We start from the raw sequence: 14,467 nt of genomic DNA, 5'->3' as shown, positions 1-14,467 counted from the left end.
CTAAACCGGGGTGTTCACGCTCTCTAATCTTTTACCTCATGAATCGCGTCAATCACACTACCGTCGCGGTATTCCACGAGGGCAACAGTGCGGTCGGTAAATTCAAGTGGTTTTGGCGTGCCAACTTTGGCAGCAGCCATCTTTTGTAATTCATCGATTGTGTACACGGGCACACCAGCTAAATGACCTAATGATTCTTGTAGGTCCTTACGCTTAGGATTGATGGCGATACCGTATTCGGTAACCAGAACATCAATGGAATCACCAGGCGTTACAACCGTCGTAACATCTGGCACAACCGTTGCAATTCGGCCACGCACTAACGGTGCAGAAATAATCGTCAGTTTGGCAGTCGCAGCATCTTGGTGACCACCAACGGCGCCACGAATGACACCATCTGAACCAGTCATAACGTTAACGTTGAACTTCGTGTCAATTTCCAGAGCACTCAGGATAACAACATCCAGTTGATCAACCATTGCACCCTTGTTATCAGGATCGGCATACCATGAAGCGTCGATTTCCTGTTGTTTAGGGTTGGTGTGCATGGAATCAGCAGCACCCTTATCAAAGTCCTGCACATCCATCACGCGGTCAATCAAGCCTTCGTTTAACAGGTCTGTCGTTGGCTTGGTAATGCCACCTAAAGCAAACGATGCCTTGATCTTGTTGTCAATCATAGCCTGACGCAGGTAACGGGTAACTGCCAAGGCAGCACCACCAGAACCAGTCTGGAATGAGAAGCCATCTTTAAAGTATGGGGAGTTAACAATCACATCATTAACTGTTGACGCAATTTTCAATTCCTTAGGATCCTTTGTGAAACGAGTTGCTCCAGAACCAATTTTGTCTGGGTCACCCACTTGGTCCACTTGAACCACATAGTCAACTTGTGTTTGTCTGATTGAAGCTGGCGTGTTCGGATATGGCATCAAGTTATCCGTTAACAGTACCACTTTGTTAGCATACTGTGCGTCCATCAAAGCGTAGCCTAATGAACCAAAAACAGCTTTACCGTCCATCCCGTTGGCATTACCTAGCTTGTCGGCGTTTGGCACACCAAGGAACGCAACGTCAATTTTAATGTCGCCATGTTCAATCGCACGGGCACGATCACCGTGTGAACGGAAGATAACTGGGTTCTTCAAGTTACCGTGTGACACGAAGTCACCTAATGAACCCCGCATCCCTGAACTCGTAATGTTGGTTACCGTACCAGCCTTGATGGCTTCGATAACCATGTCGTTCATAACACCAGTCAGTGAAGATGGTGCCAATGTTAGATTCTTAATGCCAGCATCAATGATAACCCGCATCACCTTGTTAAACACAAAGTCACCATTACGGAAGTGGTGATGGAATGAAATGGTCATGCCATCCTTAACCGTTGCTTTAACAACGTCTTCGATGGAGTCGACTAACTTGTCGTCACCCGTTTGAACGTGAACACTTGGCGCAACCCGTTGGATATCTGGGTTACCAATGTTTGTCGTTTGGTAGGGTTGGTAGTCTAAGGCGCTCATCACATCATCTGGTAATTCGCGATTTACATTATTTTTCAATGGTATTGCCCTCCTCATCCACTAAGTGTGAAGCTTTTGCCAAACGCATAACCCGTTGTGCACGAAGAACAACAGGGCGGTCAACCATCTGACCATTCATCGAGATAACACCGGAGCCCTTGATCCGAGCTTCTTCAATGGCGTTAATAACATTCTTGGCGTTGGCGATTTCCTTGGCAGTTGGTTGATAGACCTCGTTAACCATGGCAATTTGCCGTGGGTTAACCAGTGACTTACCGTCGAAACCAAGTTGGTGAATGTACCGCGTTTCACGGTAGAATCCTTCAGTATCATCCATGTTGGTGAAGACAGTATCGAACGCAGCAATGCCAGCAGCACGAGCAGCATGCAGAACCATGTTGCGGGCGAACTCTAATTCGGCACCATCTGGGTAACGGTGTGTCTTCATGTCGGTTGTGTAGTCTTCAGCAGACAATGCAATCCCGATCATGCGGTCAGAAGCGGCAGCAATTGCTGGGGCATTTAAGACACCCTTAGCGCTTTCGATAGCGGCCATCAAGTGGGTTGAGCCTTCTTCACGACCGAATTCCTTTTCAGCAGCTAAAACATCTGCTTCCAACGTTTTGATCATGTCTGCAGTTTCAGTCTTTGGCAAACGGATAACGTCGATGCCGGCCTTAACCATTGCCTTAATATCATTGTGGTAATAAGGTGTGTCGTCACCATTGATGCGAACAACCAGTTCAGCATTGCCGTAGTCTTGTGATTTCAAGGCTTCGTAAACTAATGCACGAGCGGCATCCTTTTCAGCCATCGAAACAGCATCTTCAAGGTCAAACATAATGGAGTCAGCACCGTAGATACCGGCATCCTTAACCATTGCGGGGTTATTACCGGGAACAAACATCATTGTCCGGCGTAAGCGTTCTTCAGTTTCAGCCATATTAGAATGCCTCCCATGCTGGTTGATCTTGAGTTTGTAATGCGCGTTGGGCAACGGCAATCGTCCGTGCCTTGATAACACAATCCAAAGCACCTTTGTCGACAGCCTTGACCTTGACGTTACCAATATCGAATTCAGCTAGTGTATCCGTAATCACCTTACGAATTTGATCGCCAAACTGTTTTTCAACGTCCGATTCCAAATCAATGGTGATACCGTCTGTGCCCTTCGACAACATAATTTGAATGTCGGAAGATTCCAGCGTGCCCGCAAGTGCGGTCTGCTTAATTTCCATTAATGTTCATTCCTTTCTTGATGCGAAACTGTAGTGAGTCTAAATGTTGGTTAATAAAGTTAGTCGTGCTAGGTGGTAACAAGGCAGCTAATGAATCAAGTTGATCATCTGCAATTGCCTTACGAACGGCTGTTGCGGTGACAATCGTCCCGTCATTGGTCGTTTTTCGATCGACGATTTTAACAGCTACCTGCGGCGGAAGTTCACGTTGCAAAACCTGGTTATAGATCCCAGTCGTTCGCGACAGCGGTTCCGTTCCTAAGTAACGGGTCTTGATGTTTAACGCCGGTGCAACCCGATCACGAAAAATGCGCGCATCGAGGGTCGTTTGGTAATCAACTTGCTGATCGGGTGTCTGTAAAAAGTAAGCCGGGAACGTGGCGTAACTCACCATGTAGTCGCCGCCATTCACAACAATGACGTTCTTTAAATCGGCTGTTCCCTGTTTGACCAGTTCAAACCGTTCGGCCGTTGTGAACAGAGAAGCATCCGTGTTAACGACAAAAACATAAACGACGTCATTTTTACTAGCTGCCTGCTCGACCAAATAACGATGCCCCCGAGTAAACGGATTGGCATTCATTACGATGCCAGCCACCCGCTTGTTCGTTTGGTCGGCTACGCGCGGAATCGCATCGAGATAATCATCAATGCTGCTGTCCCCAGTTTCCAACAATGCGGCAACATCTGAATGCGCTAGCTCATGGAACCCGACATGTTGGAAGCTTTCGGAGTACTTGAGCTTAGTGAAGACAAACAGATGGAATACCTGCTGTTGGAACAAACGGCTGATGAGCGCAGAGACAATTGTGTTAAACCGTGACCCTTGATCGACGCCTTTATTGCAAACGCCGATGTATTTCAAAATATTCCCGGCAGCAGACCCTGTCGCCACTAACTTGTCCCCTTCGTAAATGCCAAGGGTGAAGTCAATTGCATTTGTTTCTTGCGACTGAAAATCCGTAATGCCTAACGAGGTCAGAAAATCCTCCCACGTTTTGCGAACCTGTGGGTCATTCAAGTGCAAATCAACAATTTCATTATTCATTCGCCATGTACCACCCTTTTCGTGCAGTTCGTCACATGCCATGAAAAAGTAACGAACCAGATATCGTGTTCTACAGGTGCTATTTTACTCGGCTCGTGTTAATATTGCAAATTGAAAGCCGATTTTTTAAATACTTAAAAACGTCAATTTAATCTTTTGTACATTTTAAAGTACACTTGCATTTTTTAAAATTCTGTGATGAGATAGACAATAGAAGTCTAAAGAACGGAGTAACCGCACATGGATGATGTCAAACACCGTGAACAATTAGCCGGGATCGCACAGGATTATTACCTATCCAAACTGCCTATTACAGATATCTCGGAAAAATACCACCTCAGTCGTTACCTCATTAGTAAATCCCTGGATGAGGCGCTGGCCTCAGGGTTGGTCAAAATCAGTATCGATACACCTGTTTCCCGCAACGTCGAAATGGAGCTTGCCTTTAAGCAAAAATTCAATATCCGCAACATGATGATCCTAAAAGATAGTGACTCACCGGACAAAGACTCGGCGAACGTCATTGACTTTGCTGCGGCTGAAATTCAGGAACTGATCCGTCACTGTCACGTTGTCGGGATGACGTGGGGTGACACCGTATGGAACATCATTGACCGGTTTCAAACGGAAGTCCGCGAAAACCTTATCTTCACACAGTTTGTTGGTGAAAACTTAAAGCTGAACACGGCCGCCAGTACAGTGCCGCTTGTCCAGAAAGCGGCTGCCAAGTTTGACGCCCAGTACGTCACCCTACCAGCGCCGCTTTATGTCAACAACGATGAGATTCGTGAAACTTTACAAAGTGAACCTGCCTTAGTGCCAGCGTTGTCGTCCGCAGCCCGAATGGACATGGTGTTTGCCGGCATTGGCACACTTGCCTCAATCAATACCATCCCCGTTTGGAAGCAGCATTTCAGTGACCTATTTGAAAACGTTGATGATCAACAGATTGCCGGTGTGCTGTTTGGACGGCCATATGACGTGGACGGTAATTTACTGAATAATCATGATAAAACCATGGGCGTGTCAATGGACGAACTACTAACGGTTCCCCGCCGTGTCGGTATTGTGAAGAGCAAATTCAAGAGTCGCGCTTTACTTGGCGCTCTACGTGGTGGTTTTTTGACGGACGTCATCACCAACGAAGCCGTGGCCAATCGTGTTCTGTTGGAAATGGATTAACGTCAATTCCGACGCATCGATGTATAATGTTTTGTATATTAAACCATTAGGATGTGACGTATTATGAATAAATCACAAACGGCCGTTTTTAACGACATTGACAAAGCCTATCAAGACGATGAAATTCAAGCAATTCCAGAACTTCGCGACATGTTGTTGGGCTATGCTAAACAGCTTAATAACAATGGCAACGATGATGTAATTGTGGCTAAAGTCAGATCAGATATTTCAAAATACGCGATTCTCCACCAATACCAAGTCCCAAAGGCGTTACACGATTTGTACCATGATCTAGACCATAAGACGCACTATGGTAATACCAATGTCGTTCCGTTTATCATCAACTGAATGTGCAATTTGCTAGATATATGTGAGTCAAAACGATGAAGCACAGCGTGTCCCATCACGGAATTAGTTGAATAATACCAAAAATCTAGATTATTTCTTTGAAAAATTATTAAAACACAAAAGAGTGAACGACTATCGTTTTAGAAACGATGTTCGTTCACTTTTTTTCTGTATAAACCAGCCTAAAATGCTTATTGTCATTGAGCTCTATCAGTCAGTAAATCCCAGCTCTTTTTCCACTTCTTCTTGAGAATAAACGACTGAATCCTTTTTAAATTCTTTTTCAGCTTCAATAAACGCTTCGCAATCATACTCATCTTCTACTTTTTCTAAAGCTAAGTCGCGCATAAATTTACCGACGCCAATTCCTTTTGAGTTAGCATACGCTTCTAAAAAGGCCTTATCATTTTTTGCAATCCTAATCGTTATTGTCGTGTCATTGCGCTGCACATTTTTCATATAAACTGTCCCTCGCCTTTGTAAAACATTGTCCAAAAATAGTAAGAAAAAAGTCTTATTCGAAAGACTTTTTCACTATGCTCTATTTAAACGCACTAAATGCGTCATCAATTGCTTTGTATTCTTCATCAGAAAGGACAACGGTCAACGCCTTCGCATTACTGTCGACTTGTTCAGGTTTGCGAGCACCCGGAATCACAACACCAACAGCCGGATTGGCGATGTACCATGCCAAAATCGTTTGAGCGACAGTCGCGTCATGCTTGTCAGCAATCCCGCGGACAACATCCAACCCTTTCATAATCAGTTGATATTGTTCAGCTGAGAATTGTTTGAACTTATCCGCATCGTCAGGACCGTACTTACCAGTCAGCAAACCAGATGCTAGTGGGAAGTATGGGACAAACGAAATCTTGTTATCCTCAAGATATGGGAACAATTCCTTTTCTGCTTCACGGTGAACCAGACTGTAATTGTCCTCCACAATATCGACTAATCCATCTTTGTTAGCTTCTTTGATCTGGTCCAAACTGAAGTTGGAAACACCGATTGCCATGATCTTGCCAGTTTGTTTGACCTCGTTTAACGCCGCCACTGCCTCGTTCTTTGGTGTCGTTTCATCTGGAAAATGAATATAGAAGATATCAATATAGTCAGTCTTCAAACGTTTCAACGCAATATCAACGGACTTCTTCAGGAATGCCGGGGTATTGTTATTCTTTAAATCATTGTCGCTGTCTTGAGCAGCCTTTGTTGCCAGGACAACTTTACTGCGATCGTAGTTCTGTAAAACGTCGCCAATAATTTCTTCTGACCGGCCAAGGCCATACATAAATGCTGTGTCTAGTAATGTAATGCCACTGTCTAAAGCTGCCTTAACGACAGCCGCACCATCCTCATCCTTTAAACCAGGAAACAGGTTATGACCCCCGACTTTGTTTGTCCCTAAACCTAACTTAGTTGTCGAAACGTTACTTTTGCCGATTGTGACTGTTTTTGCCATGTGTAAACGTCCTCCTTGCTGTGATATATACACGGTCATCATAAGGGAGTTTGCGGTGAAGGTAAAACAATTTGATTGGGCTCAGACTGCCATATAGCCGGTTTATATACTTCGACAAATACCTTCTCACTGGCATAGTGCGTCTTCTGGGAACATTTACCCGAATTAATTTAAGCCCAGTGTTGCTAAGTAATCAGTATGTACATTCAAGAGACGATAAACACGAATTGTTTTAGTCTCTGGAAAGACTTGATAAAACTGTAAATAGTCCCCACTCGCTAAATATCTGTAATTATTTGGTATCGTTGTGTTTTTATCTAATCTAGGTCCTAGAATAGATTGCTTTGCAGGAGATCGATAGTACGATCAATCTTGTTTAAGATCATGTTGATCGACGCACGTTGATAGCCAAACATCGCCAAACTCGATTCAATTTGTTGATGATCATCGTCATAATACTGAGAAAAAAAGAGCGTATAGGCATTATTCATGTCGATGCTTCTGACGGAACTTATCATGAGAAATCACTGTACCAAAGTTACGATCCGCTCTATTTAATTCTGTTAAAAGCCTTATTTCAGCTTGTACATGTTCCCACTCTTGCGTATTGACCAAGACGCCGCCCGCGTCTTTACCGTTTTTCGTAAAACGAATTGTTGTGCCATCGCGCACTTCATCAAACACGTTATTATAGTTTCGCAATGCCGACATTGGAAGTGATTTTGTCATCGCTGTTGCCTCCTTGCTTACTCATATAACAGCATTGTAGTATCGTTATGCTGCAAATTTCCAGCAGATTGAGTTGAGGTTCATTGGACGAAAAGAACCGAAATCGTCAAAAACACGATTTCGGTTCTTCTTGATTGGTATTAAGTTCAAAAGATTTTGGATAACTTCTTTATTAATACATAGCCATAACGCGCTCGCAGGCCTAACCCCTGTGCATAACCCGAAGCTGAATTATTCGGAAAACCACCGAATTCTTCACCTCCATGTTATTGCTCGGGGTCAAACCCGGCCTGCTCACGCTCACTTTTCTATTACCACATACCCAGTACTTTGGTCCAAAGCAGACCACCGCCTAGCCATACGACGATGTAGAAGACACCTAGGATGGCGTTTAGACGCCACCAGTCGGACTGCTTCACGAAGCCAGAACCAAACAGCACTGTGGCCGGACCACTTGCGTAGTGGGTAGTAGAACTAAACAGTGGACCTGCAAAGGCCAACATAATTGCCGCTAACATATGAGGCACCCCAGCAGCTAAAGCAACAGCCAATAGTGCAGCGTACATTGCCGTAACGTGGGCAGTACCAGAAGCAAACAAGTAATGTGTGTAGAAGTAGAAGATAAACAGAATGACCAGCACCATCATCCAGCTAACACCATGCAGCGCCGTGCCGATTGATGAAGATAACCATTTAATTAAACCTAATTGAGTCAGTTCGTTTGCCATGAAAATCAGGATAGAGAACCAAATCAATGTGTTCCAAGCACCTGTTTCCTTCAGGATGTCCTGAACGGATAACACACCCGTCAGTAACAACAGTGAAACTGCGATAAAGGCAACCAAGGTTGCATCCAAACCGATGAAACTTGAAGCGATCCAAAGCAGCAAGGCAATCAAGAAGACGCTCATCATGATCTTTTCAGGCGTGCTCATTGGTCCCATGTCAGCTAATTCTTTGTCAGCCCAGTCCTTGGCGTTTGGCGTTTCCTTAACCTCTGGTGGATATAACTTGTAAATAATGTATGGCACACAAATCAAACTAATAATCCCAGGCACCAGAGCGGCGATGAACCAGCTGATCCACGTAATGTGAACGCCAGCTTTACCAGCCATTGCAACGGCAACCAAGTTTGGTGCCATCGCAGTCAGGAACATTGCTGAAGTAATGATGTCCCCTTGGAATTCGGTATAAACAAGGAACGAACCAATCTTACGTTCAGTCCCATCTTTAGGATGAGAGCCAAACGTTGTTGCTAGTGATTCGATAATTGGGAAGATAATCCCACCGGCACGGGCCGTGTTACTTGGTGTTGCGGGGGCAGTAACCAAGTCAACACCGACTAGCGAGTAAGCCAAACCTAACGTCCGTTTACCAAACAAACGCACGAAGATCAGCGCTACCCGCCGACCAAAACCAGTCTTGATGAACCCGCGTGACAAGAAGTAAGCCATCGCGATCAACCAAACCGTGTTGTTACCAAAGGCCGTTGTGGCATCCTTCATTGGCACGATGCCCAGCAGGACTGTCAGTGTAACCCCGATTAAAGCAACCCCACCAATTGCGATTGGCTGAGTGATACAAGCAATGATCGTCCCAACGAAGATGGCAAGCATATGCCAAGCTGCTAAACTAACAGCGTCTGGCCGAATTGGCGCAAGGAACCAAATGATCAGTCCAACTAACACTGGCCACAGAAAATTTTTGTACTTAACGTTTTCAAGCTTCATGTTTTATCCCTCTCGTGTCCCCGCCGACGCTTAATCGACGAAGGCCGTTTCTTCACATTCTAAGGTGCGTGCATCTTGCGATGTCAGCGCCAACCTAACCAACATGGATATTTGTATATCCCTAAACGCGCAGACAACCCCTGACATCTAGTCTTCAGGAGTTGTGCAACGCATTGTTAATCAAGAAATGTTTTTTTAATACTAATAGTGCTTTGTTCAGACGCGAAACCCGACTGTCGTTTACTTACGGTCGATGTTCGTCATCTTCAATGGATTAACCCATTCGTCGAACTGTTCAGCAGTAACTTTGCCAGACTTCAAGGCAGCAACACGTAATGTGGTTCCGTCTTGATCAGCTTGCTGAGCAATTTTGGCACTGTCATGGTACCCAATGTGTGGTGACAAAGCCGTAACCGTCATCAATGAATTGTCGACCAATTCTTCCATGCGTTCTTCGTTAACTGTCAAACCATGGATCATCTTGTCAGCAAAGCCGGTCATCGTGCCACGTAACAATTCAGCTGATTCAAGGAAAGCGTCGATCAGTACTGGTTTGTACACGTTCATTTCGAAGTTACCCTGTGAAGAAGCCATGGTCACAACGACATCGTTACCCATTACCCGAACGGCGGCCATCGTAATCGCTTCAGCCTGGGTTGGGTTAACCTTACCAGGCATGATTGATGAGCCAGGTTCGTTAGCAGGAATGTTCAACTCGGCGTAGCCAGCACGTGGGCCACTTGCTAAGAAACGCACGTCATTAGCAATCTTCATCAGATCAGCAGCCAAGGTCTTCATTGCACCGTGGACAACGTCAAGGTTGGAGTGTGCAGCCAAGCCATAGAACTTGTTTGTCTTAGCCGTGAAAGCAGGTCCGTAGACTTTGCTCATCCGGGCAGCAATGTCATCGGCGAAACCAGGCGCAGCGTTTAAACCAGTACCAACCGCGGTACCACCCATCGCTAATTCAAGCAATGTGCCATCTAAACTCTTCAAGTAGCCAAGGTCATGTTCCAACATGCTGACCCAACCACTGATTTCTTGCCCAAACGTCAATGGCGTTGCGTCTTGCAAGTGAGTCCGGCCGATCTTAACTGTCCGCCAGTACTTGTCCTGCTTAACCTTCAACTCGGCGATCAAGTGTTGTGCAGATTCTTCCAATTCTTTAACGGCAACACTAGCAGTGATGTTCATCGCCGTTGGGAAAATGTCGTTTGAACTCTGACCATGGTTCACGTCATCGTTAGGAAGGATTTCAATTGAGTCATCCAGCTTAGCAGCTTCGTGGGCCACGACTTCGTTTGTATTCATGTTCGTTTGCGTACCAGAACCTGTCTGATAAACACGAAGTGGAAAGTCCTTACGTAAGTCTTCGTCGCTCAAGCTCAGTAGCTCATCGATGGCGCGAATGATGAGTTGACCTTTTTCTGCACTAATTTGATCCAATTCCTGATTGGCTTCGGCAGCAGCTTTTTTGATCTGTAACAGGGCGCGAATAATTGCAATTGGCATGAATTGCCCTGTTGGGAAGTTGTTGCGACTCCGTTCGGTTTGTGGTCCCCATAGTGCTTCGCTAGGAATCTTAACTGGCCCAATGGTATCTTCTTCAACACGATAATCTGACATCAAAATGTGCCTCCAGTTCTTTGTGTATTTAGTAACAAACATAAACAAATAAAAAGCGAGGTCGGTGGAACGTTTAATCCAGTTTGTGACCTCATTCACTTAACGCTTCTAAGTCTACTAAGCGTAACTAATTATAGTCAAACGAAGCGGTTGCCATTAAAAACATTAATAGCTTGCTGTTGAGTGCTTCACAATTACTGTAAACACTTGTTTTCACTCATTTGCATTGGCTCGCAGTTATTGTGAAAGTCAAAACGAATATGGTGTTTACAAAACTTTTTTCGACAAACTTCATCTTGCAAGCAAAAAACGTCACCAACTACGGCGACGTTTCATTGAAATCATTTTTAGTTCATTGCATCATCAAGCACTTGTTTCAACTGTTTGGCTGAAGCGACCATTTTGGCCTGCTCTTCATCAGTCAACGGTACTTCGAGAACTTTGGCAATTCCATTTTCGTTGATCAATGCCGGTGTGCCAATGTACATATCGGACAATCCGTATTGCCCATCAACTGGTGCACCAACAGGTAACACAATATTTTCATTGTGTAATACTGCCCGGCTCAATGTCATCAAACTGGTAGCGACACCATAGAATGTGGCTCCCTTTAGTTTGATAATACTACCACCCTTGGTTCGCGTTTCTTGTTCCAGCTGTTCAAGTTCAGCCTGTGAAACGCCCGCCTTCTTGGCAACATCCAACAATGGCTGGCCGTCAACTGTCGCAGCAGAATAGGCAGCAAATTCGCTATCTCCATGTTCACCAAGAATATCCGCATTAACACTGCGCAAATCGACATTCAGTTTGTGAGCCAAAGCAACTTGCCAACGACTGCTATCCAAGGACGTCCCAGTCCCGATAACTCGGTTCTTCGGGAATCCTGACAAACGTTGTGTAGCGGCGGTCAACACATCAACAGGGTTAGCAGACACAATGAAGGTCCCCTTGAAACCACTGTCAACGACCGGTGTCACAATGGATTCCAAGATCTTCATGTTCTTGTTAACAAGGTCTAAGCGCGTTTCACCCGGTTTACGCGGAACACCGGCAGTAATGACAACTAAGTCGGCATCACCAGCATCGGCATAACTGCCAGCATGGACATCCAACGGTGACGTAAAAGGCTGAACGTCTTCTAAGTCAAGGGCATCCCCTTTGATGTGATCTTGTTGAATATCAACAATTACTAATTCATCGGCAACTTGCTGTTGCATCATTGCAAATGCATATGAGGAGCCAACAGCCCCGTCACCAACAAGAACAACTTTTGTATGTTTAATTTGATTAGCCAAAATTTTGCTTCCTTTCTTTATCAAGGGCAATTCGTTTTTATCGTCATTGTGTTGTAGAACACGAATTCAATCGACCATTCTCACTACAATTCATGGCGGTAAAGCGTAGCGGGCGGCCATTTCAAACGGCGGTTAATCATCGATCACATCACTATCATCTGCAAATCGATCAGGAGTAGCGTAACCTGTCGACTAGATTATAGTCAAGTGTAAAGATGGTGATTACGTTTGATAATGTGAGGTGATGCACTTTTTGAAGTGTGCTTTAGTTTCCGTTACGCTAGGCGGTGGCTATGTTTCACTAACATGTAAATTGCTAGTTAAAACAATAGAGATGGCACCATCAAAATAACAGTGTCATCTCTAAACCGATATTTACATTTCTCGAAACTCAAAGTCATTTTTTGTACTATTCTAGGCCTTTGCAGTCAAAGCCTCATCAAGAAAGTCACAAATTCCATCATAGTCCAGTTCTCCGCGGAACCGTTCGATCTCCTTGCCATTTTGAAAGACAGCAACGACAAGTGTACCAGTAATTCTCATGGACTCCGTCAGGCTCGGATTCTTATCGACATTAGTATAATAAACCTTAAATTCGCCTGGAAAGTCTTCCTTAAAGGCCTTTTCTAAGAGTGGATGAACCTTTTTGCAATGCGGACATCGTTCAGCACCAAACATAACGAGTTGTGGCTTATCACTCTTTCCGTTCAGTACTTCGGAATTGAAACCATCCTGATTGATTTCTTCAAAGACCTTTCGATCAACATCAAATAGGTGAACGGTTTTTTTCTTAGCCTGCATTTCATTTGACTCATCAATAGTTGCCACACAAAGAGCCACATCGGGATAGTATGGTAGCGTGCCGTCGACATCCACCACCGTCTTCGCACCCTTTTTGCCAGCATTTGGCAATCTAAATGTCGTATTATCGACCGCCTCAATTGGCACTTCATTTGGTTTTGGCTCTTGTGGTACATAGCTGTAAGGATAACGGTAAGCCCTGTAAATCATGTTATTCCGAGGTCCATCATCGTTATGAGTGAAGTAAGGTGAAATCCATTCCCAAACAACCTCGTAGTCCTTGGTGATTTCAAGAATCCGCCCGTCGGCCCCCTCATCAATCATTGTATTGCCGTTTGGCAAACGTTGAACATCAGACACATAGGGACTATAAAACTTGCTACTGTCCACGGGCATTACAGCACCCATGTTCTCTGGCGTCACACTCCAAACAAGTTTCATCGTAACTGGATTAATTTCCAGTACCCGGCTGTAATCACGCAATGCATTCTTTGAACCATCTTTACTGCCAGGGTTCGGAACACCGTATCCGGCCCAACCACCGTTGTCAAACAGTAGAAGGTCCCCTTCACCAGGTAACCCTTTGGGAATCATGTGCAATCCATGTTGACCAATAATTTGACCAATTGCTGCTGCTTTCGGATCGTGTGTATAATCTGGGCCCAACTTCCATACAATATGTCCAGTATCATGATCCACAATGTACAAAATGTTGGATTCACGTGAATCCATGATGATGTTGTTTGGCTTGAATCGCTCATCACCCTGGTCATACCATTTGTTAGGCCCTAAATAGCTGGCACAATTAGTGTGCATGAAGTCACCAACGCCACCATCTGGCTCACGCATGTTGGGATTACGAGACAAGATATTTTTCGCTGCTTCATCAAATCCAAATTCATTGAAGTGATCAGAACAGCTCCAGCTCCAAATAATATTGCCATCCCAATCTACTTCGTACACAATATCGTCCAACAATTTTTTATCGGATATTGCAGGATTATGAATTGTCCGATGAGCTAAAATCAATGTCTTACCATGATCAATTGCCGGATGATCGTTCGGAGAATAGTAAACGCTGGCGCCTTCACGTTGATAATCGTGGTGTTGACGTGCCATCCAGCGATGATCATGACCTGGATCATCAATTTTTTCAAAGTGATCAAATTGCCATTCAACCTTACCATCGTAGTCAATTTGAACTAAATTAACGCCATCTTGCATACCATTCTCTGGATAACGCATTCCTGAATTTCCCATGAGGTGACCACCTGGTAATAGCTTTGGTGGCATACCTTGAAAGTTCCAACGGCGAATCTCATTACCGTTCATGTCGAACATCAAAATCCCGTCGTTAATTGTTGGTACGACTGTATATCCGTTCCATGCCTTATCTGGTTTATAAATGACTGTTCCCATTGGAAATACTAAAGGCTGGCCCATAATTCATACACTCCTTTTTTATATTCTTAGTTTCATTAATTG

General features: G+C 44.6%; 14 protein-coding genes. 2 read left to right on the top strand and 12 right to left on the bottom strand.

The genetic code is table 11. The features are described 5' to 3' along the window. Positions 1 to 23: 23 nt before the first annotated feature. From citF to citC, 4 genes are read right to left on the bottom strand one after another with little or no spacing between them, the layout of a single operon-like run. Positions 24 to 1,562 (bottom strand): citrate lyase subunit alpha, encoded by a 1,539-nt coding sequence (citF, locus tag LROSL1_RS01090; RefSeq protein WP_178913427.1) that lies wholly within the window; start codon positions 1,560 to 1,562, stop codon positions 24 to 26. Next, the gene (gene citE / locus LROSL1_RS01085) at positions 1,552 to 2,466 is read right to left on the bottom strand and encodes a citrate (pro-3S)-lyase subunit beta (protein WP_017260633.1); all 915 of its coding nucleotides are present in this window, start codon (positions 2,464 to 2,466) and stop codon (positions 1,552 to 1,554) included. The genes citF and citE overlap by 11 nt, the downstream gene beginning before the upstream one ends. Position 2,467: 1 nt before the next feature. Next, complete coding sequence (gene citD / locus LROSL1_RS01080) at positions 2,468 to 2,761, bottom strand: citrate lyase acyl carrier protein (RefSeq protein WP_178913426.1); 294 nt, start codon at positions 2,759 to 2,761, stop codon at positions 2,468 to 2,470. After that, positions 2,751 to 3,809: a [citrate (pro-3S)-lyase] ligase gene (gene citC / locus LROSL1_RS01075; protein ID WP_178913425.1), complete on the bottom strand. Its 1,059-nt coding sequence runs from the start codon at positions 3,807 to 3,809 to the stop codon at positions 2,751 to 2,753. The genes citD and citC overlap by 11 nt, the downstream gene beginning before the upstream one ends. Before the next feature lie 240 nt (positions 3,810 to 4,049). Here citC and LROSL1_RS01070 point away from each other — a divergent pair, with 240 nt between their 5' ends. Then, positions 4,050 to 4,991 carry a sugar-binding transcriptional regulator gene (locus tag LROSL1_RS01070; RefSeq protein ID WP_178913424.1) on the top strand — a complete coding sequence of 314 codons (942 nt, stop codon included), beginning with the start codon at positions 4,050 to 4,052 and terminating at the stop codon, positions 4,989 to 4,991. Between the two features lie 63 nt (positions 4,992 to 5,054). Next, positions 5,055 to 5,339 carry a bacteriocin immunity protein gene (locus tag LROSL1_RS01065; protein ID WP_178913423.1) on the top strand — a complete coding sequence of 95 codons (285 nt, stop codon included), beginning with the start codon at positions 5,055 to 5,057 and terminating at the stop codon, positions 5,337 to 5,339. A gap of 210 nt (positions 5,340 to 5,549) precedes the next feature. On the opposite strand, the gene relB is transcribed toward LROSL1_RS01065, so the two are convergent. The 8 genes from relB to LROSL1_RS01025 form a co-directional block, all read right to left on the bottom strand. Further along, positions 5,550 to 5,798, bottom strand: a complete 249-nt coding sequence (gene relB, locus LROSL1_RS01060) for a type II toxin-antitoxin system RelB family antitoxin (protein WP_017260628.1) — start codon at positions 5,796 to 5,798, stop codon at positions 5,550 to 5,552. 82 nt (positions 5,799 to 5,880) lie between these two features. Beyond that, positions 5,881 to 6,801, bottom strand: a complete 921-nt coding sequence (locus tag LROSL1_RS01055; protein WP_178913422.1) for an aldo/keto reductase — start codon at positions 6,799 to 6,801, stop codon at positions 5,881 to 5,883. A 329-nt stretch (positions 6,802 to 7,130) separates the two neighbouring features. After that, positions 7,131 to 7,292 (bottom strand): hypothetical protein, encoded by a 162-nt coding sequence (locus tag LROSL1_RS01050; RefSeq protein ID WP_017261253.1) that lies wholly within the window; start codon positions 7,290 to 7,292, stop codon positions 7,131 to 7,133. Beyond that, positions 7,285 to 7,530, bottom strand: coding sequence for a type II toxin-antitoxin system Phd/YefM family antitoxin (locus LROSL1_RS01045; protein WP_017261254.1), 246 nt, complete (start codon positions 7,528 to 7,530; stop codon positions 7,285 to 7,287). Before LROSL1_RS01045 ends, LROSL1_RS01050 begins: the two co-directional genes overlap by 8 nt. A gap of 311 nt (positions 7,531 to 7,841) precedes the next feature. Beyond that, a complete protein-coding gene (locus LROSL1_RS01040; RefSeq protein ID WP_152323483.1) occupies positions 7,842 to 9,260 on the bottom strand; it encodes an anion permease in 1,419 nt (472 codons plus the stop codon). Between the two features lie 240 nt (positions 9,261 to 9,500). Beyond that, positions 9,501 to 10,886 carry a class II fumarate hydratase gene (locus LROSL1_RS01035; protein WP_178913421.1) on the bottom strand — a complete coding sequence of 462 codons (1,386 nt, stop codon included), beginning with the start codon at positions 10,884 to 10,886 and terminating at the stop codon, positions 9,501 to 9,503. A gap of 347 nt (positions 10,887 to 11,233) precedes the next feature. Beyond that, entirely contained in the window at positions 11,234 to 12,181 is a 948-nt protein-coding gene (locus LROSL1_RS01030) for an L-lactate dehydrogenase (protein WP_017261256.1), read from the bottom strand. A gap of 414 nt (positions 12,182 to 12,595) precedes the next feature. Further along, on the bottom strand, positions 12,596 to 14,425 hold the full coding sequence (locus LROSL1_RS01025) for an aryl-sulfate sulfotransferase (RefSeq protein WP_178913420.1): 1,830 nt from the start codon (positions 14,423 to 14,425) through the stop codon (positions 12,596 to 12,598). Positions 14,426 to 14,467 lie beyond the last annotated feature (42 nt).

The sequence above is a fragment of the Furfurilactobacillus rossiae genome, assembly GCF_013394005.1.
GTDB classification, from domain to species: domain Bacteria; phylum Bacillota; class Bacilli; order Lactobacillales; family Lactobacillaceae; genus Furfurilactobacillus; species Furfurilactobacillus rossiae.
Note: the sequence above shows the minus strand (reverse complement) of the source record. Positions and strands in the feature narration are given on the sequence as shown.

What these genes read in the sequence shown, in the direction of transcription:
- citE (WP_017260633.1), bottom strand. Translation starts at nt 2,466, where the DNA reads ATGGCTGAAACTGAAGAACGCTTACGCCGGACAATGATGTTTGTTCCC.
- citD (WP_178913426.1), bottom strand. Translation starts at nt 2,761, where the DNA reads ATGGAAATTAAGCAGACCGCACTTGCGGGCACGCTGGAATCTTCCGAC.
- citC (WP_178913425.1), bottom strand. Translation starts at nt 3,809, where the DNA reads ATGAATAATGAAATTGTTGATTTGCACTTGAATGACCCACAGGTTCGC.
- LROSL1_RS01070 (WP_178913424.1), top strand. Translation starts at nt 4,050, where the DNA reads ATGGATGATGTCAAACACCGTGAACAATTAGCCGGGATCGCACAGGAT.
- LROSL1_RS01065 (WP_178913423.1), top strand. Translation starts at nt 5,055, where the DNA reads ATGAATAAATCACAAACGGCCGTTTTTAACGACATTGACAAAGCCTAT.
- relB (WP_017260628.1), bottom strand. Translation starts at nt 5,798, where the DNA reads ATGAAAAATGTGCAGCGCAATGACACGACAATAACGATTAGGATTGCA.
- LROSL1_RS01055 (WP_178913422.1), bottom strand. Translation starts at nt 6,801, where the DNA reads ATGGCAAAAACAGTCACAATCGGCAAAAGTAACGTTTCGACAACTAAG.
- LROSL1_RS01050 (WP_017261253.1), bottom strand. Translation starts at nt 7,292, where the DNA reads ATGAATAATGCCTATACGCTCTTTTTTTCTCAGTATTATGACGATGAT.
- LROSL1_RS01045 (WP_017261254.1), bottom strand. Translation starts at nt 7,530, where the DNA reads ATGACAAAATCACTTCCAATGTCGGCATTGCGAAACTATAATAACGTG.
- LROSL1_RS01040 (WP_152323483.1), bottom strand. Translation starts at nt 9,260, where the DNA reads ATGAAGCTTGAAAACGTTAAGTACAAAAATTTTCTGTGGCCAGTGTTA.
- LROSL1_RS01035 (WP_178913421.1), bottom strand. Translation starts at nt 10,886, where the DNA reads ATGTCAGATTATCGTGTTGAAGAAGATACCATTGGGCCAGTTAAGATT.
- LROSL1_RS01025 (WP_178913420.1), bottom strand. Translation starts at nt 14,425, where the DNA reads ATGGGCCAGCCTTTAGTATTTCCAATGGGAACAGTCATTTATAAACCA.